Origin of the sequence: Marinobacter sp. S6332 (assembly GCF_023016045.1) — a bacterium.
In the GTDB taxonomy this organism is placed as follows: domain Bacteria; phylum Pseudomonadota; class Gammaproteobacteria; order Pseudomonadales; family Oleiphilaceae; genus Marinobacter.
In genome coordinates this window covers 1-25015 of sequence record NZ_JALKAP010000008.1, presented here as the reverse complement: position 1 = coordinate 25015, position 25015 = coordinate 1, and the positions used below count along the sequence as shown (strand labels likewise).

The 25015-nt window shown below is 52.2% G+C and carries 19 protein-coding genes and 2 rRNA genes; 10 read left to right on the top strand and 11 right to left on the bottom strand.

The window, feature by feature from the left end:
- The first annotated feature begins 40 nt into the window (after positions 1 to 40).
- Together MWU62_RS12565 and MWU62_RS12560 are read left to right on the top strand one after the other, a co-directional pair.
- Entirely contained in the window at positions 41 to 400 is a 360-nt protein-coding gene (locus MWU62_RS12565; RefSeq protein WP_247115245.1) for a DUF2069 domain-containing protein, read from the top strand.
- Between the two features lie 29 nt (positions 401 to 429).
- Positions 430 to 2256, top strand: coding sequence for a type II/IV secretion system protein (locus tag MWU62_RS12560; protein WP_247115244.1), 1827 nt, complete (start codon positions 430 to 432; stop codon positions 2254 to 2256).
- A gap of 39 nt (positions 2257 to 2295) precedes the next feature.
- On the opposite strand, the gene MWU62_RS12555 is transcribed toward MWU62_RS12560, so the two are convergent.
- The 9 genes from MWU62_RS12555 to smrA all read right to left on the bottom strand — a co-directional run bounded on the left by MWU62_RS12555 (position 2296) and on the right by smrA (position 9966).
- Entirely contained in the window at positions 2296 to 3351 is a 1056-nt protein-coding gene (locus MWU62_RS12555; protein ID WP_247115243.1) for a DUF3080 domain-containing protein, read from the bottom strand.
- Positions 3352 to 3392: 41 nt separating this feature from the next.
- Complete coding sequence (gene mtnC / locus MWU62_RS12550) at positions 3393 to 4085, bottom strand: acireductone synthase (protein ID WP_247115242.1); 693 nt, start codon at positions 4083 to 4085, stop codon at positions 3393 to 3395.
- On the bottom strand, positions 4082 to 4642 hold the full coding sequence (locus tag MWU62_RS12545) for a cupin (protein ID WP_247115241.1): 561 nt from the start codon (positions 4640 to 4642) through the stop codon (positions 4082 to 4084). The genes mtnC and MWU62_RS12545 overlap by 4 nt, the downstream gene beginning before the upstream one ends.
- Complete coding sequence (locus MWU62_RS12540) at positions 4639 to 5265, bottom strand: methylthioribulose 1-phosphate dehydratase (protein WP_247115240.1); 627 nt, start codon at positions 5263 to 5265, stop codon at positions 4639 to 4641. Before MWU62_RS12540 ends, MWU62_RS12545 begins: the two co-directional genes overlap by 4 nt.
- Positions 5266 to 5269: 4 nt before the next feature.
- Complete coding sequence (locus MWU62_RS12535) at positions 5270 to 6343, bottom strand: XdhC family protein (protein WP_247115239.1); 1074 nt, start codon at positions 6341 to 6343, stop codon at positions 5270 to 5272.
- Positions 6336 to 8540 carry a xanthine dehydrogenase family protein molybdopterin-binding subunit gene (locus MWU62_RS12530; protein WP_247115238.1) on the bottom strand — a complete coding sequence of 735 codons (2205 nt, stop codon included), beginning with the start codon at positions 8538 to 8540 and terminating at the stop codon, positions 6336 to 6338. The genes MWU62_RS12535 and MWU62_RS12530 overlap by 8 nt, the downstream gene beginning before the upstream one ends.
- A 1-nt stretch (position 8541) precedes the next feature.
- Positions 8542 to 9036, bottom strand: coding sequence for a (2Fe-2S)-binding protein (locus tag MWU62_RS12525; RefSeq protein WP_247115237.1), 495 nt, complete (start codon positions 9034 to 9036; stop codon positions 8542 to 8544).
- 88 nt (positions 9037 to 9124) lie between these two features.
- The gene (locus MWU62_RS12520; protein WP_247115236.1) at positions 9125 to 9316 is read right to left on the bottom strand and encodes a hypothetical protein; all 192 of its coding nucleotides are present in this window, start codon (positions 9314 to 9316) and stop codon (positions 9125 to 9127) included.
- 68 nt (positions 9317 to 9384) lie between these two features.
- Complete coding sequence (smrA, locus tag MWU62_RS12515; RefSeq protein WP_247115235.1) at positions 9385 to 9966, bottom strand: DNA endonuclease SmrA; 582 nt, start codon at positions 9964 to 9966, stop codon at positions 9385 to 9387.
- 198 nt (positions 9967 to 10164) lie between these two features.
- On the opposite strand from smrA, the gene MWU62_RS12510 reads away from it, so the two are divergent.
- The 8 genes from MWU62_RS12510 to MWU62_RS12475 all read left to right on the top strand — a co-directional run bounded on the left by MWU62_RS12510 (position 10165) and on the right by MWU62_RS12475 (position 21565).
- A complete protein-coding gene (locus tag MWU62_RS12510; protein WP_247115234.1) occupies positions 10165 to 12081 on the top strand; it encodes a putative nucleotidyltransferase substrate binding domain-containing protein in 1917 nt (638 codons plus the stop codon).
- 16 nt (positions 12082 to 12097) lie between these two features.
- Entirely contained in the window at positions 12098 to 12805 is a 708-nt protein-coding gene (locus MWU62_RS12505; protein WP_247115233.1) for a 3'-5' exonuclease, read from the top strand.
- A 208-nt stretch (positions 12806 to 13013) separates the two neighbouring features.
- Entirely contained in the window at positions 13014 to 13277 is a 264-nt protein-coding gene (locus MWU62_RS12500; protein WP_200366440.1) for a DUF4212 domain-containing protein, read from the top strand.
- 4 nt (positions 13278 to 13281) lie between these two features.
- Entirely contained in the window at positions 13282 to 15063 is a 1782-nt protein-coding gene (locus MWU62_RS12495; protein WP_247115232.1) for a sodium:solute symporter family protein, read from the top strand.
- Between the two features lie 97 nt (positions 15064 to 15160).
- Entirely contained in the window at positions 15161 to 15667 is a 507-nt protein-coding gene (locus MWU62_RS12490; RefSeq protein WP_247115231.1) for a hypothetical protein, read from the top strand.
- 53 nt (positions 15668 to 15720) lie between these two features.
- Entirely contained in the window at positions 15721 to 19242 is a 3522-nt protein-coding gene (locus MWU62_RS12485; protein WP_247115230.1) for a PAS domain-containing hybrid sensor histidine kinase/response regulator, read from the top strand.
- Positions 19239 to 20888 carry a tetratricopeptide repeat-containing response regulator gene (locus MWU62_RS12480; RefSeq protein WP_247115229.1) on the top strand — a complete coding sequence of 550 codons (1650 nt, stop codon included), beginning with the start codon at positions 19239 to 19241 and terminating at the stop codon, positions 20886 to 20888. Before MWU62_RS12485 ends, MWU62_RS12480 begins: the two co-directional genes overlap by 4 nt.
- Entirely contained in the window at positions 20885 to 21565 is a 681-nt protein-coding gene (locus tag MWU62_RS12475; protein WP_247115228.1) for a HAMP domain-containing sensor histidine kinase, read from the top strand. Before MWU62_RS12480 ends, MWU62_RS12475 begins: the two co-directional genes overlap by 4 nt.
- Before the next feature lie 65 nt (positions 21566 to 21630).
- On the opposite strand, the gene rrf is transcribed toward MWU62_RS12475, so the two are convergent.
- Together rrf and MWU62_RS12465 are read right to left on the bottom strand one after the other, a co-directional pair.
- Positions 21631 to 21746, bottom strand: a 5S ribosomal RNA gene (gene rrf, locus MWU62_RS12470).
- 100 nt (positions 21747 to 21846) lie between these two features.
- A 23S ribosomal RNA gene (locus MWU62_RS12465) occupies positions 21847 to 24742 on the bottom strand.
- Positions 24743 to 25015 lie beyond the last annotated feature (273 nt).

Here is a 25015-nt window from a genome sequence, read left to right as displayed (position 1 = left end):
GCGCCACGTAAAGCACTTTATACTTTTCGGGAATTCAACAATGCTCCACAACCCCAAAGCCCGGCACACCGCCCACGCAACCCAGTTTCTTTATCTGGCGGTACTGGCAACCCTTTTGATCACCACCTTTTACCCGGCGCCGATTGCAGGCGTTTCCATAGCCCTTATGCTATCCGTTAAGTTGATACCGCTGCTGGCACTGGTGGTGCCCGTGTTCCGTGGCAATAATCGAGGCTATATTTGGTTAGCTTTTGCAGTGATTTTTTACTTTACTCAAGCAGTGGTTACCTCGTGGCTTAGTCAGGGTGCGCCTGGCCCTGTCGCGCTTATGATCCTGACCTTTCTCTTGTTCACTGTGGCTATGATTCATTTGAAAGTGAACCGGCCAGTTGCCGATTGATTCGCCCCAACTCCGAAAAGTGATACTCCATGGTTGATTTCACTAAAGCAGAGCACACACCGTCACGTTCTTCTAAGCCGCCTGCGCCCCCACGAAGCACCCTAACATTGCGGGATATTTGTACAGCACTGGTCAGCGACGGCGAAATCAATCAGGAAAGCGCTGAGCGGGTGCTCTCTGCCAATCTCGGCGCTGCCAGCAGTCAGACAGCAAAACGTCACCCGCTGGAGCTTGTTGCTATTGCGGCGCTCACCAGCGAAAAGAGCGGCAAGACTCTCGATCTCGACCGGCTTACACAATGGCTAGCTGGCTGGGCTGGCCAACCCTATTATCACATTGATCCATTAAAAATAGACACGCCCGCGATTGCCCGGGTTATGTCCTATGCGTTCGCCCAACGCCATGGCATTCTCGCCGTTGAGATTGGACCGGACGAAATAGTAGTAGCCAGTGCGGAACCCTTCAAAACCGACTGGGAGGGCAATCTACACCAAGCGGTGCGCAAAGACATTCGTCGCGTAGTGGCAAACCCCGAAGATATTCGACGTTACTCCGTCGAATTCTATCAGCTCGCGAACTCTGTGAATAAAGCCAGTGGTGGCCAAGGTCCGGGCAACAGCGCAGGTCATCAGAATCTGGAGCAGCTACTGGACTTGGGCGCCAGCGACAGCGCCGATGCCAACGACCAGCACGTTGTGCGTATTGTCGACTGGCTACTGCAATATGCCTTTGATCAGCGCGCCTCTGACATTCACATTGAGCCAAGACGCACGCTAACCCACATACGCTTTCGGATAGACGGCGTTTTGCACAGCGTTTACGAGTTTCCAGAACATGTGGGTATGGCCATTACCAGTAGGCTAAAAATTCTGGGGCGACTGAACGTTGCAGAAAAACGCAGACCTCAAGATGGCCGTCTAAAAACTCGCAAGCCCGACAACAGCGAAGTAGAACTTCGTTTGGCTACCATGCCAACGGCTTTCGGCGAAAAAATGGTCATGCGAATATTCGATCCTGATGTGTTGCTAAAATCCTACGAACAACTGGGATTCAGCCGCGAAGATCGGGAGCGCTGGCAGGAAGCAACCTCAAAACCCCACGGGATTATGTTGGTTACCGGCCCTACAGGGTCCGGTAAAACCACAACACTGTATTCCACTCTCAAGCAGATCGCTTCTGCCGAGCTGAATGTTTGTACCATTGAAGACCCCATCGAAATGGTGGAACCAGCATTCAACCAGATGCAGGTTCAAACCAACATTGATCTGACCTTTGCTTCTGGCGTTCGGGCCCTACTGAGGCAAGACCCAGATATTATTATGATTGGAGAGATCCGCGATCTTGAAACTGCTGAAATGGCGGTTCAAGCAGCCCTGACGGGGCATTTAGTACTCTCAACCCTGCACACCAACGACGCACCAAGCGCGCTGACTCGAATGATGGAACTCGGCATTCCTCCCTATCTCATCCGTGCAACGGTATTGGGCGTTATGGCACAACGCTTGGTTCGCACACTTTGCCCGCACTGCAAAGTCTCAGCGCCCGTTGACACGCAAGCCTGGCAGACGCTGACCAAACCCTGGAAAGCTCCGCCACCCAAACACTTCCATAAACCCGTAGGCTGTCTGGAATGCCGCAACACCGGCTACCTTGGCCGTGCGGGCGTGTACGAAATCATGACGCTGTCGGGCGCACTCACGAGTCAGATTACTGATCACTGCGAACTTGAGCAGCTAAGGCTGGACGCCTATCGAGAAGGCATGAAATCACTGAGGTTGAGCGGCGCACAAAAAGTGGCCAGCGGCCAGACCACCGTTGAGGAAATTCTCCGGGTTACACCGGCAAGCCAACGCTGACTTCAAGGCGGGTGCTTGCTAAACAAAAACAAGTAGCCGTTATGCTCCCGGCCTCAACCCACACTGTTCAAGCAGCGCTTGCCACGCTTTAGTGTGGGTAGTCACAGCATTATCCAGATTGGCCCACGCACTATCGTGGCCCTGTAAAACCAGCGTCGAACGGCTCCATTCTTGAAACGCTTTCGGCATTACCTCTGCCTGCCTGATAGCAAGTTCATGTAAGGGCTCTATCAAATCTGTGCGGGCGCGACGTATGTCGGCGAGGTAGGGTTGGATTTTTCCAATATAGATACTGAAAAACATACTTTGAACGATATCAGACTGGCTATTTGGCTTGCCGTTGAAGCACAGCGGGCGACTATTCAACCGCAGACGTAAGAGGCGTGTGCCGTCTTCGAGACGCGTTGCAACCAGTCGAGCGCTATTTAGTAACTGGCCTGCCCGGTATTCCGCTTGCCAGCGCTGGTGCACCTTGCCCCAGAAGCTCAAATCTACTTCAAGGTCCTGTACAAGAAGGGCTGCCACCGATTTATTTAACTGGCGGACATCGCGGGCAAGGTCCGAGAGCGCGTCTTTAGCTTCTACGGGGTACTCATCTTTGGCGAGCGTAAATAGTGTTTCAACTTCCTCCACACCCCAGGTTGCGTTCCAAACCGCGATTGGGAGTGATTCACGCTTACTGGCAATGGCTTGCTTCAACACGCTTTCAAGCTCTTCACCTTCCACCGTTTCCAAACACTCAGTGGCGGCCCGGATAAAACGCACCTCATAACGTAACCGGTTAAGGGGTTGCATCACCTTGCCCATAACAGAGTTTTTCTCTCCCACTACATACTGCAGCTCACAGCCGTACAAGGATAAAAAATCCAGCATACCCAATTCCAACTCGGGCATTGGCAGCACACGGTTACGGCGTCTGGGAATGGGCTTTGCTGCAGGCACCTCCGACAATACTGGTTCTGCATCCAGAACCCGCCCAACCCGCTCGACATATTCCTCCATCATTGGGCGAGCATCCGAGAAGGGATTGCAACCTGTCAGCAGCAGCGCGGCCAAGGTGGAAGTGAACAATCTGACAGCAGTGGATGCTGGCATATTTACCTCCTAGAACAGCCCGGATGGGCGCTGGATACCGGTTACCGCTTTTGCAGCAGGGCAGCGTCCACCTCGGCAAAATTCCGGGCAACAACCCGCTCTGTTTCTGGCAAATCACCATCACGGATCAACCACGCCGTTTTCATACCCGCAGCCTCGGCCGCCTCAAGCTCGGCTTCAACATCAGAGAGGAACAAAACCGTTTCGGCTTCAACACCCAGTTCATTGAGAATATTACGGTAGGCTTCTGGTTCCTTCTTACCACCAACTCTGGTGTCGAAATAGCCTGAAAAGAACGGTGTAAAGTCACCAGCCGTCGTAAAGCCAAAGATCAGTTTCTGGGCTTTCACCGAGCCTGACGAATAAACGTATAAACGCAAGCCACGGTCATGCCAGTATTGCAGATGTTGTGCTGCGTCTTCGTAGATGTGACCCTGCAACTCCCCTTTCTGATACCCCTGTTCCCAAACCATGCCCTGAAGTGCCTTGAGCGATGTGACCTTACGGTCCTCGCGAATCCATGTTTGGAGGATTTCAATCAGCGCTTCGGTATCGTCTCTGTCCACGCCTGCATCCTTGGCTACCGAATCCAGTTGTCCGGACACCTCAGGTTTGTCGCAATGCTCGCGGACAAAACCCGGCAAGTGCTCTGCCGCATAGGGAAACAGGACATCGTGAACGAAAGAGATTGAACTGGTCGTACCTTCAATATCCGTAAGAATGACCCGGATCATGCTAACACCCCCTCTAATTCCTCAAAGCGCGGCAGGCGCGAGGCAATATCTTCCTCGGTAAAGTCTGCAACCCAGCCTTCAGGGTTGGTAAACAAGCGAATGCACGTAAACTCCGGCTCCGGCCCCATATCGAACCAGTGCCGAGTGCCCTGAGGCACGCTGATCAGGTCGTTTTTCTGGCACTGAACCGCGAACACCTGATCGCCAAGGTGTAGATAGAAAATGCCCTGCCCGCGCACAAAAAAGCGCACTTCGTCTTCACTGTGAATGTGCTCATCAAGAAACTTGCTTCGGAAAGCCTCTTTCTGTGGATTATCCGGATTCAGGCTTACCACATCGGCGGTTTGAAACCCGCTCTCAGACTTCAGCTTCGCAATCTCAGAGCGATAGGCTTCCAGAATCTGTTCTGGCGCTGCATCTGCTGGTAGGTTCTGGGTTGGCCAACGCTCAAAACGGACGCCCTTGCTGTTCAATAACTCGCCGATTTCGCCTGAGTCATGGGTTACTGTTGGTGCAGATTTCGGGTTGTGTGCGTCAAAAATACTCAAAGTTGTCACGGGCGAACCCTCTTGGTTGCAAGTTCACATTCAAACAAAAATTCAAAGGCTTCCACATGCCGCAGGCAGTCCGCCATGGTTTTGCCCCAGGTATACAGACCATGCCCGCGAATCAGGTAGCCGGGTTGCTCGGGGTGTTCCAGAAACCACTCTCGGGTTTCCATGGCCAGAGCTTCAATATCCTGAGTGTTTTCAAAAACTGGAATCGTGACCGTCGACTCATGGGTTTCCACGCCATCGAAGGCTTTTTGCAACTCATAGCCCTCAAACGTTAAAAGCTCCCCAGCTGGAACGAGCCGACTTAGCACGGTTGCGTTAACAGAATGGGTATGCAGAACGGCCCCAACATCCGGGAACACCGAATACAGCACCGTATGCAGCAGCGTCTCTGCAGAGGCACGGCAGTCGCTTTGCACAGGCTTGCCCTGAAGATCGACAACCATGACATCGCCCGCGCCCAATTGACCTTTGTGGCGGCCGGATACCGTAATGGCAATATGTTCTGGGTCTATACGGGCAGAATAGTTGCTGCTTGTAGCCGGAGACCAGCCACGCCCGTACAGGAAGCGCCCGGCATCCACTATGGCTTCGGCAACAACAGCGTATCGGCTTACATCAAACACGGTTTTACTTTCCAAAAGATGAAGAGCATGGCTCGTGGGTTGTTCGCAAATGATGCCGCGCGGCAATCAAATCAGCAACAACGGAAATGGCAATTTCTGCAGGGGTTTTACTGGGTATATCGATGCCGACAGGTGCACGCAAGCGCTGCAGTTCAGCATCACCAAGGCCAAGCGATGCCAAACGTTCACGCCGAGCCTCGGATGTTCGTTTTGAGCCCATGGCACCCACATAAAACGCTGGCGACTGCAGCGCCGCCAGCAAGCCCATATCGTCTATTCGCGGGTCATGTGCCAGCGCCAACACGCCGCACCAACTATCGCTAAAAGACTCGACTATCACATCATCCGGCAATCTCCGGTCTAGTGGCAGTTTCGGGTGCCCCCAGCCAGAAGCAAAGGTTTCGCGAGGCTCACAAAGCGTGACAGTAAAATCAGCCGCACCTGCAAACTCTGCCACATAACGTGCGACTTCTCCGGCACCAATGAGCAGCAGCCGACATTCCGGCCGTAACGTATGACGCAACTCTTGCCCGTCAAACACAATGCTGGGCTCATCAGAGGCAGGCTCAGGCAACTGCAGCGTCATACTGCTTTGATCCGTGCTGCGATAAGCGCTTTTGGAGGTATTTTGAAGGTTGTTTTGGAGAATGACGCGCCGGGCTACTGGGTTGCGATGGCTCAAAGCGCCTGCCAGCTGCCGCACATGCGCTATCGCGCTGCTATTGTCTGAAGCGGCACCCAAGGGCTCCACTAGCAACCGGATGCGACCACCACAGGGCAGCCGAAAGTCATCACGGTCGTTGTCGGTAATACCGTAGTCGACAACCACAGGGTAGTCAGAGCCCTCGTGGGCGGTGCGGCGCAGAAGATCTTCTTCCAGACAGCCGCCTGACACGGAACCACTCCATTGCCCCGTGTCACTCACCGCCAACCAAGAACCGGCAGGCCGGGGCGATGAGCCCCAGGTCTCCACAATCGTGCACAACCACACCCGCCTGCCTTGCTCAAGCCATGACAGGACATCTTTAATCACCGATTCGTGGCTACCAGTTACCGGAGCGGTAGGGGTTTCAGGCATCGGCTTTCAAAGGCAGACTGCGCTGGCGCTTGCCCGTCAACGCAAAAAGCGCATTGCCCAGGGCCGGAATAACCGGAGGCACACCGGGCTCGCCAACGCCTGTTGGGGCTTCCGTGCTCTTAATAATGTCCACAGCTACCTCGGGCAGCTCATATTGCCGCAGCAGCTGATAATCGTGGAAATTGCTCTGTTGCACTTGGCCATCTTCGTAGGTTATCTCGCCGTAAAGCGCCGCGGTCAACCCGAAGATAATCCCCCCTTCAATCTGGTCTTCTACAATGCGCGGGTTAACCACTTGGCCGCAGTCCACAGCACAGGCCACTTTGTAGACCTTAATGGCGCCATTCTCCACCCCGGCTTCTACCACCTGAGCCACAAAGGTTCCAAAGCTTTTGAACAGCGCTATGCCTCGGCCACGACCTTGTGCAACGGGCGTATCCCAGTTGGCTAATCGCGCAGCTCTGTCGAGCACTTCCAGATGTCTGGGCTGACCCATCAGCAGTTTTCGACGAAACTGGTAGGGGTCTTCTCCGGCTTCGTGAGCCAGTTCGTCCATGAAGGTTTCGACGGCAAAACCATTATGGGAATACCCTACTGATCGCCAGAATGTGACCGGCACACCGGGGTCGGTGTGAGTATGGCGAACATCTATGTTATCTACGTTGTAGGGGTACTCGATGGCCCCTTCTATGGCCGACATATCCTTTGGGGTTGCAATACCTTCGGCAAGCAAGCCGACTTTACCCAATGTGTCGTACATGAACTTTGGCGCCCAAGGGTGCTGGGCTGGCGCAGCATTTCGCACATACCAGTCCAGCAACTGGGGCCCAACGATTTGGTGGTGCCAACCGATTAGCTTGCTGCCTTCAAAGCCAGCTTGCATCCGGTGCAGCATGGCCGGGCGATATAAGTCGTGCTGGGTATCTTCTTCCCGCGACCAAATCAGTTTCACTGGCTTTTTAATCCGGTATGCAACCGCCGCAGCTTCTTCGACATAATCTTGAGTCAAGCGGCGGCCAAACCCACCACCAAGAAATGTAGTGTTGATTGTAACATCGCTCGGAGAAAGGTCAGTTACCCTAGCCGCAGCAATACGACCGAGATCGGGAGCCTGTGTAGGCGCCCACACTTCGATGCTGTTGTCGCGGTACCAGGCAGTCGCATTCATCGGCTCCAGAGTTGAGTGGGCCAAATACGGCTGGCTGTATTCTGCGTCAAATACCTTCTCTGCCTTTTCAAGAGAGTCTTCATAATCGCCTTCGCTACGCTCCGACTCGCCGCGATCCTCATCCGCCGCATTTCGATAGGAGGCAAACATCTCATGGGTTGAAAGCGACAAAGCTTCCTCGTTATCCCATTCTACTTTCAAGGCATCCTGAGCTTTTCGGGCACGCCAATATTTGTCGGCAACAATTGCCACGCCGCGTTCGATTTCGAATACATCCAAAACTCCCGGCATAGCACGCACATCGCTTTCATTGAACGCTTTAACCCGCGCACCGTAACGGGGTGGCCGGGTTACAACGCTGTAAACCATCCCGGGCAGCTCTACATCAATGCCATAAACCGCAGTGCCGGTGGATTTGGCACGGGCATCAAGTCGGCCGCGGTGTTTGCCAATGTACTTCCACTCGCTCGCCGGCTTGAGTGCTATATCATAGCTTACGGATTCTTTAGCCGCGAGTTCCACCAACTGCCCGTAGCGCATGGAATCCCGACCGTTGGGGTGAAGCACCCGTCCCTGAGCCGCAGAGCAATCCGCGGAGTTCACTTGCCATACTCTAGCCGCTGCCATGATCAGCATCTGCCGCGCCGAAGCCCCTGCTGTGCGCAAGGGTTCCCAACTGGTAGAAATACTGGTGCTGCCGCCCGTCAGCTGTAGCTTATATAGCGGGTTGCGGTATTCAGGCGCCACCGGTGCAAATCTGGGCGTAATCGCTTCTGGATCAACCTCCAGCTCTTCCGCAATCAATGTAGTAAGACCGGTGTAGGTACCCTGCCCCATCTCAACCCGGGCCAAAGTAAAGTGAATCTCGTCAGTATTGGTTATCTCAAGCCAAGCGTCCGGTTTCCATTCGCCGGTTTCCTGCGTGTAACCGGTGGGCATGCCAGAACAACCGGGGAGCGACAGGGACAGCATTAGGGAGCCAGACGTACCAGCACTAACTTTCAGAAAGTCGCGTCGATTCATAGCCATATCACCTCTCCTGCCCGGCTGCTGACGCATCGTATGCGAGAGAGCTTGCGGCCACCGACTCTACAGCTGCAATGATGCGCGAGTAGGTGCCGCAACGGCAGAGATTGCCAGTCATCGCTGCGACAATATCATTTCGGGCTGGAGCCGGATTGGTTGCCAAAAGATGGGCTGCACTCATGATTTGGCCAGATTGACAGTAACCGCACTGTGGCACACCCTCGGCAATCCACGCTTTTTGTAGGGCATGGAGTTGCCCGTCTTCAGCCAAGCCTTCTATGGTGGTTACTTCACCACCAGCCGCGAACTCAACCGGGGTCGAACAGGACCGCACCGGCTGCCCATTCAGATGTACCGTGCAAGCGCCGCACAGCCCCGCACCACAGCCGAATTTGGTGCCCTTCAGCCCCAGCTCGTCACGCAATACCCATAACAAAGGGGTATCACCCTCAATATCCAACGAGCGCTGTTCGCCGTTAACTGTAAGGCTAAGTGCCATGCCTACTCTCTCCCTAATCTCAACACCGCGTGTTGGGTTCTTGATTTTGTGTGGCCGAAGGCTGCTTGGTGCAGATTTTACCAATGCATTACTTCACAACTTTTTCGCCGTCTTTATTTACCCAGACTTCGCGCTCATCGGCTTTCATTTTCCCGTTGGAGTCCCACACCTCACGATTCTGGGTCTTTTCATCAATCTTGCCTTTGTCGTCCCAAATCACGCGGTCTTTGCAGCCCGCGAGGGCCAAACCAACAAACAATATCAGAGCCATTTTTTTCATGAAAAGTCCTTACTTCAGATCGGTTAGAGGTCGATTAACGCTTCAGATGCATAAACCACTCGGAAACACTAGCGTGTGCCGTGCAGTTCGCGGTTGCGCTGTTTGTCCCGGTCACTCTTGCGCACCATGACATAGACTGCCCCAGTTCCACCATGTCGCTTCTGGGCGGAGTGGAACGCCATTACGTCTGCGAGTTCCGGCAACCATTTAGCCAAATAGCTTTTGAGCTGGGCTATGCCATCAGGATTACGCTCACCCTTCCCATGAAGAATTATCACGGACCGTAGGCCGTAATTAACGCAGTCTCCGATGAACTGGAACACCTCTTTGCGCGCTTGCTCCACCGTCATTCGGTGCAGATCCAGTCTCGCCTCAATAGGATATTGACCCAGCCTAAGCTTGCGGAAGACACCGTTCTGTATACCGGGTCGCTGCCAACTGAGAATGTCGTGCGCGGTTAAGGGTTCAACTATGTCCGAGGTCAGTGGATTAGCATCTCGAAGCGGTTTTTCCACGGCAGCACGCTGACGCTCCAAGTGGCCGGGCGTCAGTTCGCGGGGGGTGGTTATCTCGGCGCGATTGGGTTTTCGGATACGCCGGACATCCTTCATTTCCTCAAGAAAACTGAGGCGATCATTTTTGGTAATCATGGCCGTGCATTCAATAAGCTGCTGAATGAAGGAACTCTACCACTCGGCACGCTTTCCATAAAGAAAGCCGAGGTTTGATCAAGCTTGCATCTGGGCCCCATCAAACCGCTGAAGATGCGACCAATATCGTAGAGTGAACATTGGCTTCAGTGTTCTACACTGTAAATTGACAATAATAACGAAATGACGGGACCAGCTATGGCAGCAGCAAATCAGGACACAACTCGCCCGCAGAATACTCGCGCCATCATGGTCTTCCTACAGTCACATGCGCCCTTTTCAAACATGGATGACGATCATCTCGCTCACTTTGCGGAGCATGCAACGCTGCGGTTCTACGCCGATGGTGATGTTGTTTTATCGGCAGAAGACGGCGTCGTTAACAGGTTTTACGTTGTTAAACAGGGACGGATTCGTGGCGAACGACATAATGAGAAAGTCGACAAAACCGAAACCACATTTGAGATAAGCCAGGGCGAGTGTTTTCCCCTAGCGGCAATCATAGGGGAACGCCCCACACGAACTATACACCGCGCAGCTGGCGATACTTTCTGTTTAAGTATTGAGCAAGACGCGTTTATAACCCTGATATCCGAGAGCGAATCATTCCGAGATTTTTGCTTACGCGGTGTCAGCAGCTTGCTGGATCAGGTTAACCAACGCATACAAACCGGCGCCATGGCATCTATGGGGTCTAGCATCTCTCTAAGCACCCCTCTTGAGCGCTACGCCTTGCGCAACCCCATTGTGTGCAACCCGGATTTGCCAGTGCGCAAAGCCGTTGCCCGCATGCATGAAAACAGTGTTGGCAGCATCGTTATCACCGACGACGGCCGGCACCCCATAGGTATTTTTACACTTCGTGACCTGCGCACAATGATTGCAGAGGAAACGTGCAGCTTAGACGAGCCTGTGGGTCAAATCATGACCAAAAATCCCTGCTGCCTGCCTGTACACGCAGATGCATTTGACGCGGCCATGCTAATGGCAGAACACCACTTCGCACATCTCTGCGTGGTGGATGAACACAAGCGTTTGATAGGAATGGTATCGGAGCGGGATCTCTTTTCCCTGCAAAGGGTTGATCTGGTAAACCTCGCCCGCACAATTGGCACCGCCACACATTTACGCACATTGGTTAGCCTTCGCACCGATGTATCCCGCTTAGTGGACGCTATGCTGGCCCACGGCGCTGACTCTGGCCAGGTCGTAAAAATCATTACGACGCTTAACGACGTCACTGTGAGGCGTGTACTCGAGCTAAATATAAAGAAAAATGACCCAGGCATAGCCTTCACCTGGCTAACGTTTGGTAGCGAAGGCCGACAGGAGCAAACCCTTCTGACAGACCAAGACAATGGTATTTTATTCCAAACGCCGGAAGGCATGACGGAAGATCAAGTCCGTGAAAAGCTGTTGCCCTTCGCCCGAGCAGTAAATGACGAGCTTGCCCAGTGTGGCTTTACACTATGCAAAGGCAACATCATGGCCAGCAACCCTAAGCTGTGCCTGAGTGATCACGAGTGGGATGACTGGTTCATCCGCTTCATTGATGCATCCACTCCGCAAAATCTGGTGTACTCGTCCATATTTCTCGACATGAGAGCGGTTTATGGCCCCACCGACTCGTTAAACGAGCTTCTTGACAAAGTGCTCGCAAGAATCCAGAAGAATGCGCTTTTCCAAAAGATGCTTGCAGGAAACGCACTCCAGAGAAAGCCACCGCTGACTATGTTTCGCAATTTTCGTTACGTTACTGACGGCAAAAAGAACAGTCTGGACCTCAAGCGTCAAGGTCTCGCGCCTTTCGTTGAGGCCGTGCGCGTATTTGCGCTGGCCAACGGTGTGAAAAATGCAAATACGCTTGAGAGGATGGACGAACTGGTTGGAAAGGGTATTTTTGACGACAAAGACGCCAATGCCTGGAAAGACGCCTACAGCCTCATACAAGCTATTCGCATGCGGTCCCATCAGGAAATGCTGGAACGTGGCGAGGAGCTCACAAATTTTATTGATCCGAATGACCTAAATCCGCTAGACAGAAGGATTTTGCGAGAATCGTTCAGGCAGGCCCAGCGCCTGCAACAAAAACTTGAACTTGCCTACCAACTCTGAAGTCAGGCCGCCGACCATGCTGCAACAGATCAAACAGTGGATTGCACGTCGCCGCACTGGCATATCCGGCAATATAGCGCCAGAGAATACGCCCAAGCCTAAAACACCGGGGGATCAGCTACTTTCTCAGTGCCGACTGATAGTGCTGGATTTGGAGACAACCGGCCTACATCCCGGAAAAGATGAAGTAATCGCTATTGGCGCAGTCGCTATTAGCGGCGGTGCTATCGACCTCAGTGATCAGTTTGACCTCGTTCTAAGGCGCCCGGAACTGGACATCACCCAAACTGTTCTAATTCACGGTATTGGCCCGGAAGCCCTCACCCAAGGTCATGAGACTGAGGATGCTCTGCTGTTTTTACTGGAGTGGATGAATGGTGATCCGGTACTCGCATACCATTCTGCCTTTGATCAGAAGTTTCTTGAAAAAACATTAAAAGCAGAGTTGGGCTACACCCAGAACCATACATGGATGGACGTCGCTGATGTGCTACCTGCGTTTTTTCCGGATGCCAAAACGGGAGGCAAAGGCTTGGATCACTGGGCGGACTATTTTGGCCTTGAAGTCAGTGCCCGGCACCACGCCGCTTCAGATGCGCTGGCAACGGCTGAACTCACATTAATTGCACTGAACAAAGCACATAAAGAAGGCCTAAAAACCCTTCGAGAGCTGCAGGACAAACTACGCTACCACCGGCGCCTTAGAAACATACACCACAGCTGATTCAGGTGTCTGAAGGCCTTGGCAACAGGCCTATTGCAGGAGAAACTCAAGATTTAGACCTTTTGCCAATATCTATAAATCGCCGGCAATGTAGAGTCATATATGAGGACAAGTAGGGGAAATACTAATATGAATAATAAACTCTCTGGTTTGCTCAGCTCATCGAAAAAACACCACGGATAAACAACAACAAGACAGGAGTAATCCTATGCCAGGTCATAGCTACGATGCTGAAAAGTACTGGAAGGCGAACCTTCGCCTTATATTTGGGAGCCTGATTGTCTGGGCTCTGGTCTCATACGGTTTTGGAATTGTTTTACGCCCGATGCTTTCAGGTATCCCAATCGGCGGTACCGACCTGGGATTCTGGTTTGCTCAACAGGGCTCTATTCTCACGTTCATTGGACTTATCTTCCACTACGCGTGGCGCATGAACAGACTCGATAAACAATTCGGCGTAGACGAGGAGTAAGCGTATGAGCCAATTTGCAATCAACATCATGTTTGTAGGTGGTTCCTTCCTCATCTACATCCTTATTGCTGTCTGGGCTAAGGCTGGCAGCACAAAAGACTTCTACGTAGCCGGTGGCGGTGTTCACCCAATCACCAACGGCATGGCGATTGGTGCCGACTGGATGTCTGCGGCGTCCTTTATATCCATGGCAGGCATCATTGCCGCCAGTGGTTATGCAAGCTCCGCTTACCTAATGGGTTGGACCGGCGGCTACGTTCTGCTGGCAATGCTATTGGCACCCTACCTGCGCAAGTTCGGCAAGTTTACGGTTCCAGAGTTTATCGGTGATCGCTTCTACAGCAAGCAAGCCCGGCTGGTTGCGGTAATCTGCCTGATCGTAGCATCACTTACTTATGTTATCGGACAAATGGCGGGAGCCGGTGTTGCTTTCTCTCGCTTCTTGGAGGTTGACTCTACAACAGGCCTGATGATCGCTGCTGTTGTAATCTTTATTTATTCCGTACTTGGCGGCATGAAAGGTATCACCTACACACAGGTTGCCCAATATATTGTTCTGATCATTGCCTATACCATTCCAGCGGTTTTCATCTCTTTCCAGCTAACCGGCAACCCTGTTCCGGCGCTTGGCCTGTTCTCAACACATATTGATTCTGGCATGCCGATTCTCGACAAGTTGAATCAGGTCATTACTGATGTTGGTTTCAGTGAGTATTCTGCGGATGTTGATAGCCACCTGAACATGGTTCTATTCACCCTGACCCTGATGATCGGTACAGCTGGCCTGCCCCACGTTATCATCCGCTTCTTCACAGTTCCGAAGGTTGCTGATGCTCGCTGGTCCGCAGGTTGGGCTTTGGTATTCATTGCCCTACTTTACCTGACAGCTCCTGCTGTTGCGTCCATGGCTCGATTGAACCTGATGACAACTGTTTACCCCGATGGCACAGCTGCTGAGCCGATTCGCTACGAGGATCGCCCACAATGGGTGAAAGAATGGGAAGTCACCGGCCTGATCAAGTACGTTGATAAAAACGAAGATGGCCGCATCCAGATGTATAATGACGGATCCGACCCAGCCGCCCAAGCGTTTAAGCCGCAGGCTGAAGCTCGTGGCTGGGAAGGCAACGAGCTGGATGTGAACCGTGACATTATCGTACTCGCCAACCCCGAAATAGCGAATCTTCCTGGCTGGGTTATTGGTTTGATTGCTGCAGGCGGCCTTGCTGCCGCACTATCGACAGCGGCAGGTCTCCTGTTAGCCATATCTTCGGCAGTCAGCCATGACTTAATTAAAGGCTCAATCAATCCGGGCATCACAGATAAGGGTGAACTATTGGCAGCCCGTATCTCCATGGCCGTTGCGATCGTTGTGGCAACTTATTTGGGTGCCAACCCGCCCGGGTTTGCTGCTCAAGTTGTGGCCTTGGCCTTTGGTATTGCCGCGGCCTCGCTGTTCCCCGCGCTGATGATGGGTATTTTCTCCAAGCGCATCAACAATACCGGGGCCATTGCGGGTATGCTGAGCGGCTTGGTATTCACGCTGTCGTACATCTTTGTGTACAAGGGATGGTTCTTCATTCCCGGCACAGCCAACCTCGCGGACGTTCCGGCAAACTGGGTATTTGGCATCTCACCTCTGTCGATTGGCGCGATTGGTGCACTGGTCAACTTTGCGGTAGCCTTCGCAGTAGCAAATGCAACTGAAGAGCCGCCCGTTGAGATTCAGGAGCTGGTTGAAAGCGTTCGCTACCCTCGCGGTGCCGGGCAAGCTCAAGACCACTAAGCAATAAGCTGACCTGACTAACTCATCGAGTTGGCAGGTTGTTCTGAACGGGCTTCCTCTGTGAGGAAGCCCGTTCTTTTTTTAAGGGATAATTTTTATGTTCTGGACTCTTGTCGCCACTGTATTCTGCGGGCTTGGCGCTGCTGGCGTCGCTTTGGGTATCCGGGCGGTTACTCGCAACATGGCGCCTAAGTGGATTATTCCCGTATTTGCCGGCGCTGGCATGTTGGGGTACTTGATTTACGGAGAGTATACGTGGTTTGACCACAAGCAATCGCGTCTGCCTGATGAGGCAGTCGTAGTAAGCACAGAACGTAAAGGAATTTTTTGGCGCCCGTGGTCTTTGGTCTATCCGTATGTGACGGCGTTCTCCACTGTAGACACAGATAGCATCGGGCGGGATACCAATAACCCGGACATAGTCCGGTTCACGCTTTACCACTTTGAGCAAAAAGTGACGGACACTGTTTCGCACCGCATACACATTATTAACTGCGCAACCCGCGAGCTCATTCCTATCGGTTCTGATGGAACACCGCGGGTAGACAACCTAAAGGTTTTGGAGTCGGTCGACGCGCTTTATTCCACGGTATGTCCCGGCTAACATTCTAGCAACTTGTTCAGGCAACCCGCCCTACCTGAGGAAAATGCATAAATATGATTAGTGTTTGGCTGCTGGTCTTAATCTCCATCACCTACATTTCAATCCTGTTTATCATCGCCTGGGCGGGTGATAAACACCCTGGATTGTATCGCAGGCGTTTTGCTAGAACTCACGTTTATTCTTTATCTTTAGCGGTCTACTTTACATCCTGGACCTTCTATGGCGCTGTTGGCCGCGCGACCCAAGAAGGGCTGGGGTTCCTGCCAATTTACCTTGGCCCGCTACTGGTGTTTGTTTTCGGCGCACCCCTGTTACGCCGCATTATCTATATAAGTAAACGCAACAACAGCACATCTATCGCAGACTTCATTGCCTCCCGCTACGGTAAATCTCAGTTACTTGCGGCTATGATTGCAACCTTTGCGCTCATTGGCAGCGTGCCCTACATCGCACTTCAACTGAAGGCCATCGCCATGGGCTTCAGCGTACTCTCAGACACAGGTGCTGGCGCTCAGGAACTTAGCACCGCCGCGTGGAACGATGCGGCCTGGTATATCACCCTAGCCCTAACTGCCTTTACTGTGCTTTTCGGTACCCGCCACTTGGAATCCACTGAACATCATCGAGGCATGATTCAGGCTGTGGCTTTCGAATCACTAATCAAACTTGTAGCCTTTGTCGCCGTTGGGCTTTTTGTTGGATACGGGCTCTACAATGGCTTTGGGGATCTTATTGAGAATGTAAAACAGGCTGATTTGACCGGCATTCTGACAACCGATGCCATCGAAGCACCTGCATTCATAACACAAACGCTCGTTGCAATGCTTGCCATCATCTGCCTGCCTAGACAGTTCCACGTTATGGTAGTGGAGAATGCAGACCACCGGGACTTTGAAGTTGCACGTTGGGCAATGCCCGTTTATCTCATTGTAGCCAGCGCATTCGTACTACCCATTGCGGCCGCTGGCTTGCTAGCGCCGGAAACCATGGCCAGCAATCCCGACATTCTAATCCTGCAACTGCCCATTATGGCCGGTAAAGAATGGCTAGCCATTCTTGCGTTTCTTGGGGGTGGATCAGCGGCAGCTGCCATGGTCATCGTATGCTCGGTCGCCATTGCCACCATGGTTAGCAATGAAATTATAATGCCAGCCCTGCTCAAGTTTTTCCGGCCGCGGATGAACCGTCAGACAGACCTGAGCTCCCTCCTGCTTGGCATTCGTAGAGTGGCTATTTTTATCGTCTTGCTTACGGCCTATGGCTTTTACCGGATGGCGGGAGAAGACTATAGCCTGACTTCATTCGGGCTACTCTCTTTCGCAGCCGCCGCACAATTTGGACCAGCGCTTGTGGGAGGCATCCTTTGGCGCCGCGGGAATGCAACAGGCGCAGCTTGGGGGTTAGCGCTCGGCTTTCTTATGTGGTGCTACACTTTGCTCCTCCCCGCTTTAACGTCAACAGGCTGGTTCACTGACTCTCTGATCAACGAGGGTATATTGGGCCTTGGCTGGACCAGACCGACAGCACTTTTCGGTTTAGAGCTCGACCAAACCAGCCACGGTATTATCTGGAGCCTTGGCATTAACACCTTGGTTTACATTTTACTTTCGTTAGTAACTCGCCAAAGGGTGCGCGAAAAAATCCAAATCGCCTCTTTCTTCCACGATCCTCACCCAAAAGGCGATACGGTTCACCATCAAGGCTGGCAGGGGGAAATACTCACAGCTGACTTGCAAGCACTTAGCGATAGATTCATGGGGGAGGAACGCTCAGAGACAGTGTTCCGTAACTATGAGCGCCGCAATGCAGTAAGGCTGCATCCGCACCGCCCAGCCTCGTCTCACTTGATGAAATATATAGAACGCCAACTCGCATCGGTGATTGGTGCGTCGACTGCCCGAGTGGTTTTGGAGTCGACCCTAACCGGCCGCGACATGCAGATTGAAGATGTGGTCAGCATTGTTGATGAGGCGTCACAAGCCATGACGTTTAGCAGAGAACTACTGCAGTCGGCTATCGAGAATATTAGCCTTGGCGTCTCAGTGGTCAACCAGCAGCAGCAACTGGTTGTTTGGAACCACCGCTATCTGGAACTTTTCGCCTACCCAAAAGGTTTCGTAAGAGTCGGACGCCCGGCAGAAGACCTAATGCGCTACAACCTAACCAACGCCAACCTGTCCGCCCGACGTATTGATGAAATCATATCCGACCATTACGCCAGCATGCGTGAAGGCCAGCTTATTTCCTACGAGCGCCAGAGGCCAGACGGCACCATCGTTCGCGTTGATGGCAGTCCAATTCCCGGTGGTGGCTACGTCACCACATTTCAGGACATCACACCAATGCGCCGCACGGAGCAGGCGCTGAAAGAAACCAACACGTACCTTGAACAACGGGTGAAAGAACGCACGCAAGAGCTGCAGGTTATTAACGAGCAGATGCTCAAAGCCAAGTCTGTTGCCGAGCAAGCCAATCAGAGCAAAACTCGCTTTCTTGCCTCCGCCAGTCATGATCTGTTACAGCCCCTGAATGCTGCACGTCTATTTACGTCAGCACTTGCAGGTAAAGCCAACAATACCGAAACCAAAGATCTTGTTGACCATATCGACAGCTCACTGGGCGCAGCGGAAGAGATCATCAGCACCCTTCTCGATATTTCCAAGCTCGACGCTGGCGCTTTGGAATCAGACCTTGGAGTGTTTCCGGTAAACGACATCATGCGTCATCTGGCCACAGATTTTACTGCTATCGCAGAAGACCAAGGCTTGAAACTTCATGTAGTACCAAGTAGCGCTTGGGTTTACTCAGACTCCAAACTGCTTAGGCGTGTGGTGCAGAACTTTCTCTCCAACGCAATACGCTACACTCCCGAAGGAAAAATTCTGTTGGGCTGCCGACGCCTGAAAGGCTACCTTCGCATTGAGGTTTGGGATACTGGCCCAGGCATTCCAGATGATCAGCTCAACTTCATTTTCGAAGAATTCCGACGCTTCCAGCATGGGCGAGACAAAAAAGGCCTAGGTCTTGGACTTGCAATTGTCGACCGAATCAGTGGCATGCTCAATCACCCAGTGAGTGTTCAGTCAATTCAGGGCAAAGGTAGCGTCTTTGGCATTACGGTTCCGCTCGCTGCTGCGGATCAGGCCTATAGAGCCGCTGAAACATTAGCAACCACAAGCGCCCGCCGCGTTTCCAGCCTTGGGGGGCTGAGCGTACTCTGTATCGACAACGACCCAGCAATACTCCAAGGAATGGTCGCACTTCTTGGAAACTGGAAGTGCGACATTACCGCTGCGGAGAGCCTTGAGCATGCCTTGGAACAACTGGAAGCCAAACAACCGGACATTATATTGGCGGACTACCAGCTTGATGATGATAAGAACGGTCTCGATGCAATGGATGCAATTCGTAAATCAGTCGGATACGATATTCCGGGTATTTTAATAACTGGTTATATGGCAACTGAAGTTCGCGATGACGCTATCGGGCGCGGATATCAAATTCTATATAAGCCGGTTAAACCGGCGGCCCTACGAGCTATGGTGAACAAGCTTCTGAAGCAAAAACGCTCATGAATACGCCCGATAGCACTCCTGCTCCAGACCCTAGTGCCTTTGGGAAGCTCACTTATTTGGTGGTTGACGACTTTGAGAACTTCAGAATCTCAATGCGGCATATGCTTCGCAGTTGCGGCGCCAATAATATAGAACTAGTTGCACATGCCAGAGCGGCTATACAGTATTGCACCTATAATCACGTTGATGTCGTACTGTGTGACTACAACTTGGGTGACGGTAGAAACGGACAGCACATTCTTGAAGAACTGCGCCACAAGAAACTTCTCAAAAGATCATCGCTGTTTTTAATGGTCACCTCCGAGACATCCAGAGAAATGGTCATGGGTGCTCGCGAATACCAGCCAGACGCCTATCTCGCAAAGCCAATCAACCGGGCAATGCTGGAAAAGCGCCTCGGTAGCCTGATTAATCAACGCAATGCCTTACTCGCAATCAATCGCGAAATCGATCGTCAAAACTACCCAGAAGCGATTTCACTCTGCACCGCCGCGATTACACGGCTACCCCGTTACAGAACTTGGCTAATGAAAACCCTTGGGGAGTTATACCTGCAATTGGGCGATCTAACCCACGCCATCAGAGTTTATGACGAGGCTCTAGCCCAGCGTGAGCTGTCTTGGGCAAGACTTGGGCGCAATAAAGCTTTACTTGCCAATCACCGGTACGCAGAAGCCGTTGAAAGCTTGCAGCGTATGATCGACAGTCACCCCGATTATATGGAGGCTTACGACCTTCTTGCGGAAGGTCTTGAACGCCAGCATCACGCCAGCAAAGCCCAGACGATTCTGGAGCAGGCGATAAACCAGTCGCCCAACGCTCTCCACCGGCAAAAACACTTAGCGGAACTTGCTGAATCCAATCAGGACATGGAGACGGCTGCGGAGGCATGGCGCCAAACTGTTCGCCTTGGAGCTCACTCCATTCATAACAGTGCCAGCCACTACCTTTCACTGAGCAGGGCCCTTTACGATCTGAGCGATGACAACACAAGCACCGAGGGAGAGAAGCTCGCGAATGAGGCTTTGTCAGTTCTTGAAAGCATGGTGAAGCGATACCCGGACAACGAAATACTTGAACTTCATAGCAAGGCCATTCAGTGCAGGATTCATGCGGGTCAGGGGCACTTTGACAAAGCCCACTCTATTCTAGAGAGTGTGCAAGCGATGCTTAATAATGTGGATGTGTTGGAGTTAGAGGCTGGGCTGGACTACGCCCGAACTCTATACCGGCTTGATCTAGCAAAAGAAGCGAGAGTAACACTCGGCAAGCTGACAGAACATTACGGAGAGGACCCTGCTTCAGCCAGAAAAATCGAGAGCTTACTGGATGAGCCTGTTAGCTTTCGCATTAAAATTAAAGCCCGCCGTTTCAACCGCGAAGGCATTGCAGCTTTTGAGTCCGGCAATCTGACAGAGGCGGAGGCCATCTTTTCCAAAGCACTTGAAATAATACCTACCCACCCTGCACTAAACCTTAATCAGATTCAGGTGCTGCTAAAACAGTACAACAACAGCACGAATGGGAAGGGCTTGCTGGAGCGCTGCCAACAACACCTGAAGCGTTTAGATGACCTTCCCGAACATCATGCTCAGTACAGGCGCTACCTAGCACTAAAACGCAAACTAGAGGCTCTTAAACTATGAGTAATCGAAACATCGACTTTTCCATGGTTTTAGCTCTGGCAGTGCACGATATGAAGAACTCGCTAGGAATGCTGCTTAATTCTCTGGATGAACTGAGAACACAAAATGCAACCGATCTAAAGGACTCCCATAGTTTTAATACCCTTCAATACGAAGCTGAGCGTATACACAATGATCTGGTCCAGCTTTTGGGGATCTATAGACTTGGCGAAAACAACCTTTCTGCGCATATCGAAGAGCTGTATGTTCCAGACTTTTTGTCAGAGCACCTTGCCAGACACTCGCCGCTTCTTGAAGGACTTGGAATTGAGTATTCCATTGATGCTGAACCGATAAACGGCTTTTTCGATGCAAGCCTTCTAACAGGTGCACTGAACAATATCATTAACAATGCTATTCGCTATACGAACAGCCAAATCAGGGTAAACGCTAGAGAAAACGAGGGTTATCTTGTAATCAGAGTAGAGGATAACGGAAAGGGTTATCCAAAGAGCATGCAACACACGGGAACGCTGAGCTTCAAGTCTCTGGACTTCAAAACTGGTAGTACCAGCCTTGGGCTTTTCTTTGTTTCAGCTGTGGCCAGTCTGCATAGCGAAGGAGATCGAAACGGCTGTATTAAGCTTCACAATGGTGGTGAACTCGGCGGTGGTGTTTTTGAAATCTGGCTTCCTTGACGAAGCAAATTCTAGGCATAAAAAAACCCCCACCGAGTTATCGGAGGGGGTTTTCGGTATTAAGAGTCTGACGATGACCTACTCTCACATGGGCAAGTGCCACACTACCATCGGCGCAGGCTTGTTTCACTTCTGAGTTCGAGATGGGATCAGGTGGTTCCAAGCCGCTATGGTCGTCAGACAAAACGGTTGATCACTGGGGGACGAGATAGAGGTTGTTCAATGTGTTTTGATTTTTTCGTTTGTTCTAGCGTTATCCAAGCAATTGTCTTGGGTGTTATATAGTCAAGCCGCACGAGCAATTAGTATCGGTTAGCTCAACGCCTCGCAGCGCTTACACACCCGACCTATCAACGTCCTGGTCTTGAACGGCTCTTTAGGGGCCTCGAGGGCCCGGGGAGATCTCATCTTGGAAGGGGCTTCCCGCTTAGATGCTTTCAGCGGTTATCCTGTCCGAACATAGCTACCCAGCAGTGCCTCTGGCGAGACAACTGGAACACCAGCGGTTCGTCCACTCCGGTCCTCTCGTACTAGGAGCAGCTTTCCTCAAATCTCCAACGTCCACGGCAGATAGGGACCGAACTGTCTCACGACGTTCTAAACCCAGCTCGCGTACCACTTTAAATGGCGAACAGCCATACCCTTGGGACCGGCTTCAGCCCCAGGATGTGATGAGCCGACATCGAGGTGCCAAACACCGCCGTCGATGTGAACTCTTGGGCGGTATCAGCCTGTTATCCCCGGAGTACCTTTTATCCGTTGAGCGATGGCCCTTCCATACAGAACCACCGGATCACTATGACCTACTTTCGTACCTGCTCGACGTGTCAGTCTCGCAGTTAAGCGGGCTTGTGCCATTACACTAACCGTACGATGTCCGACCGTACTTAGCCCACCTTTGTGCTCCTCCGTTACGCTTTAGGAGGAGACCGCCCCAGTCAAACTACCCACCACACAGTGTCCTCGATCCCGATAAGGGACCAGAGTTAGAACCTCAAACATGCCAGGCTGGTATTTCAAGGTTGGCTCCACGCAAACTGGCGTTCACGCTTCAAAGCCTCCCAGCTATCCTACACAAACATGTTCAAAGTTCACTGTGAAGCTATAGTAAAGGTTCACGGGGTCTTTCCGTCTAGCCGCGGATACACCGCATCTTCACGGCGATTTCAATTTCACTGAGTCTCGGGTAGAGACAGCGCCCCCATCGTTACGCCATTCGTGCAGGTCGGAACTTACCCGACAAGGAATTTCGCTACCTTAGGACCGTTATAGTTACGGCCGCCGTTTACCGGGGCTTCGATCAAGAGCTTCGCACGAATGCTAACCCCATCAATTAACCTTCCGGCACCGGGCAGGCGTCACACCGTATACGTCCACTTTCGTGTTTGCACAGTGCTGTGTTTTTAATAAACAGTCGCAGGGGCCTGGTATCTTCGACTGGCTTCTGCTCAACCCGCGAAGGGCGTCACATACCACCAGCGTGCCTTCTCCCGAAGTTACGGCACCATTTTGCCTAGTTCCTTTACCCGAGTTCTCTCAAGCGCCTTGGTATTCTCTACCTGACCACCTGTGTCGGTTTGGGGTACGGTCTCGAATAGCCTGAAGCTTAGAAGATTTTCCTGGAAGCAGGGCATCAATGACTTCGCTCCCGTAAAAGGGTGCTCGTCGTCACGTCTCAGGATTGTGGATCCGGATTTGCCTAAACCCACTCCCTACACGCTTAAACCGGGACAACCGTCGCCCGGCTCACCTAGCCTTCTCCGTCTCTCCATCGCAGCTATCCAAGGTACGGAAATATTAATCCGTTTCCCATCGACTACACCTTTCGGTCTCGCCTTAGGGGCCGACTCACCCTGCGCCGATTAGCGTTGCGCAGGAACCCTTGGTCTTCCGGCGTGCGGGTTTTTCACCCGCATTGTCGTTACTCATGTCAGCATTCGCACTTCTGATACCTCCAGCATGCTTCTCAACACACCTTCGCAGGCTTACAGAACGCTCCCCTACCCCGCATACAAAGTATGCAGCCGCAGCTTCGGTGACCAGTTTGAGCCCCGTTACATCTTCCGCGCAGGCCGACTCGACTAGTGAGCTATTACGCTTTCTTTAAAGGATGGCTGCTTCTAAGCCAACCTCCTAGCTGTCTGAGCCTTCCCACATCGTTTCCCACTTAACTGGTACTTTGGGACCTTAGCTGGCGGTCTGGGTTGTTTCCCTCTTCACGATGGACGTTAGCACCCACCGTGTGTCTCCCGGATAGTACTCACAGGTATTCGGAGTTTGCATCGGGTTGGTAAGTCGGGATGACCCCCTAGCCGAAACAGTGCTCTACCCCCTGTGGTATTCGTCCGAGGCGCTACCTAAATAGCTTTCGGGGAGAACCAGCTATCTCCGGGCTTGATTAGCCTTTCACTCCGATCCACAAGTCATCCCCTGGCTTTTCAACGACAGTGGGTTCGGTCCTCCAGTTGATGTTACTCAACCTTCAACCTGCTCATGGATAGATCGCCCGGTTTCGGGTCTATGCCCAGCGACTAAATCGCCCTATTCAGACTCGGTTTCCCTACGGCTCCCCTAAACGGTTAACCTCGCCACTGAACATAAGTCGCTGACCCATTATACAAAAGGTACGCCGTCACAGAACAAGTCTGCTCCGACTGCTTGTACGCATACGGTTTCAGGATCTATTTCACTCCCCTCACAGGGGTTCTTTTCGCCTTTCCCTCACGGTACTGGTTCACTATCGGTCAGTCAGGAGTATTTAGCCTTGGAGGATGGTCCCCCCATATTCAGACAGGATACCACGTGTCCCGTCCTACTCGATTTCACTAGACTCAGGTTTCGGATACGGGGCTATCACCCACTATGGCGGCACTTTCCAGAGCCTTCTCCTACCAGTTGTCTAGCTTAAGGGCTAGTCCCCGTTCGCTCGCCGCTACTTAGGGAATCTCGGTTGATTTCTTTTCCTCGGGGTACTTAGATGTTTCAGTTCCCCCGGTTCGCCTCTTACACCTATGTATTCAGTGCAAGATACCCGACCGAAATCGGGTGGGTTTCCCCATTCAGAAATGTCCGGATCACAGCTTGTTTGCCAGCTCCCCGAACCTTATCGCAGGCTTCCACGTCTTTCATCGCCTCTGACTGCCAAGGCATCCACCGTATGCGCTTAGTTGCTTGACTATATAACCCCAAGACAACTGATCGCTGGCACACCCACATTTGCTTTCAACGTTTCCCGAAGGAAACACCAAAAGACCCTGTTTTTGTACTCAGAGATAAGCCACTTGAAGCTATAAACAACCACTTCAACGACAACACCGGATAACGCTTGAAAAAATCGCTATCACATTGAACACATTTTCTCGGAGATAATGAGAAAATGTCTTCGTGTTCTATCTCGTCCAATTTGTTAAAGAGCAAATCTGACCCAGTGATCAGAAAGAAGAACTTCGA

Coding starts and splice junctions, on each gene's coding strand:
- MWU62_RS12525 (WP_247115237.1), bottom strand. CDS start 9,036: ATGGCACTTAGCCTTACAGTTAACGGCGAACAGCGCTCGTTGGATATT.
- MWU62_RS12565 (WP_247115245.1), top strand. CDS start 41: ATGCTCCACAACCCCAAAGCCCGGCACACCGCCCACGCAACCCAGTTT.
- MWU62_RS12485 (WP_247115230.1), top strand. CDS start 15,721: ATGATTAGTGTTTGGCTGCTGGTCTTAATCTCCATCACCTACATTTCA.
- MWU62_RS12530 (WP_247115238.1), bottom strand. CDS start 8,540: ATGGCTATGAATCGACGCGACTTTCTGAAAGTTAGTGCTGGTACGTCT.
- MWU62_RS12510 (WP_247115234.1), top strand. CDS start 10,165: ATGGCAGCAGCAAATCAGGACACAACTCGCCCGCAGAATACTCGCGCC.
- MWU62_RS12495 (WP_247115232.1), top strand. CDS start 13,282: ATGAGCCAATTTGCAATCAACATCATGTTTGTAGGTGGTTCCTTCCTC.
- smrA (WP_247115235.1), bottom strand. CDS start 9,966: ATGATTACCAAAAATGATCGCCTCAGTTTTCTTGAGGAAATGAAGGAT.
- MWU62_RS12480 (WP_247115229.1), top strand. CDS start 19,239: ATGAATACGCCCGATAGCACTCCTGCTCCAGACCCTAGTGCCTTTGGG.
- MWU62_RS12505 (WP_247115233.1), top strand. CDS start 12,098: ATGCTGCAACAGATCAAACAGTGGATTGCACGTCGCCGCACTGGCATA.
- MWU62_RS12560 (WP_247115244.1), top strand. CDS start 430: ATGGTTGATTTCACTAAAGCAGAGCACACACCGTCACGTTCTTCTAAG.
- MWU62_RS12535 (WP_247115239.1), bottom strand. CDS start 6,343: ATGCCTGAAACCCCTACCGCTCCGGTAACTGGTAGCCACGAATCGGTG.
- MWU62_RS12500 (WP_200366440.1), top strand. CDS start 13,014: ATGCCAGGTCATAGCTACGATGCTGAAAAGTACTGGAAGGCGAACCTT.
- MWU62_RS12475 (WP_247115228.1), top strand. CDS start 20,885: ATGAGTAATCGAAACATCGACTTTTCCATGGTTTTAGCTCTGGCAGTG.
- mtnC (WP_247115242.1), bottom strand. CDS start 4,085: ATGATCCGGGTCATTCTTACGGATATTGAAGGTACGACCAGTTCAATC.
- MWU62_RS12490 (WP_247115231.1), top strand. CDS start 15,161: ATGTTCTGGACTCTTGTCGCCACTGTATTCTGCGGGCTTGGCGCTGCT.
- MWU62_RS12520 (WP_247115236.1), bottom strand. CDS start 9,316: ATGAAAAAAATGGCTCTGATATTGTTTGTTGGTTTGGCCCTCGCGGGC.
- MWU62_RS12555 (WP_247115243.1), bottom strand. CDS start 3,351: ATGCCAGCATCCACTGCTGTCAGATTGTTCACTTCCACCTTGGCCGCG.